Origin of the sequence: Shewanella nanhaiensis (assembly GCF_019457885.1) — a bacterium.
In the GTDB taxonomy this organism is placed as follows: domain Bacteria; phylum Pseudomonadota; class Gammaproteobacteria; order Enterobacterales; family Shewanellaceae; genus Shewanella; species Shewanella nanhaiensis.
Window position 1 is genome coordinate 1 of record NZ_JAHZST010000051.1, and the last position, 980, is coordinate 980.

The following is a 980-nucleotide window of genomic DNA, read 5'->3' on the forward strand; positions in this document are numbered from 1 at the left end:
GTGTTGCCAGCAGGGTCGGTGACGGTGGCGGTGACCGCGACGGTGGTGCCCGTTGCTGGTGCATCGAAGCTGACATCGATGCCATTATCGAGCATGTCCTGGGTCACGGTGCCCGTGAACAAGGTGTTGCCATCTTGGTCAGTGACGGTGACGGTGTCACCGATGACTGTGCCGGCGCCTAAGGTGACGGTGGCATTGATTTGGCCATCAAGCTCAGCCTCATTAATGTAACCATCGTTGTTGGTATCCTCTGTGATAACCACGGTTGGGGCGGCCGGTGCGCCGGTGCCTGTGCCGTAATCGAGAGTGGCACTGTCATTACCAGTGGCGGTGTTGCCGGCCACGTCGGTGACGGTGGCGGTGATAACCACTTCCGTGCCTGTCGCTGGGGCATCGAGGCTGACATTAATGCCATTATCGAGCATGTCCTGGGTCACAGGGCCACTGAACAGGGTGTTGCCATCTTGGTCGGTGATGGTGACGGTGTCGCCCACCACGGTGCCCGCGCCGAGGCTAACGGTGGCATCGATTTGCCCTTCAAGCTCCGCGTTGTTGATGAAGCCATCGTTGTTGGCATCTTCAGTGATAACCACGGTTGGGCTAGCCGGTGCGCCGGTGCCCGTGCCGTAATCCAAGGTCGCGCTGTCATGGCTCGCTGCACTGTCACCATTGGCGTTAGTGAGGGTCGCAGTGACGGTGACCGTGGTGCCCGTCGCCGGGGCGTCCATGGTCAATGGCAGACCATTGGTGAGCATGTCTGTGGTGACGGTGCCGTTGAACAGCTCGTTACCGTCTTGGTCGGTGACGACTAAGGTGTCGCCGACTTGGGTGCCCGCATCGAGGGTGACGGTGATGTTGATTTGACCGTCAAGCTCAGCGCTGTTGATGTAACCATCGTTGTTGGCATCTTCAGTGATTTCAACCGTTGGCGCTGCTGGCGCTGGCGCCTCAACGTAATCCAAGGTGGCTGCATCACTGCC

Annotated in this window: 2 protein-coding genes; one reads left to right on the top strand and one right to left on the bottom strand. The window is 59.5% G+C overall.

Going from position 1 to position 980, the window contains the following annotated elements; translation table 11 throughout:
* On the bottom strand, window positions 1-344 hold a 344-nt coding region (locus K0625_RS24275), incomplete at its 3' end, for a hypothetical protein (RefSeq protein ID WP_220111923.1).
* A 186-nt stretch (window positions 345-530) separates the two neighbouring features.
* Here K0625_RS24275 and K0625_RS24280 point away from each other — a divergent pair.
* Window positions 531-812: a hypothetical protein gene (locus K0625_RS24280; protein WP_220111924.1), complete on the top strand. Its 282-nt coding sequence runs from the start codon at window positions 531-533 to the stop codon at window positions 810-812.
* The last annotated feature ends 168 nt before the right edge of the window (window positions 813-980 follow it).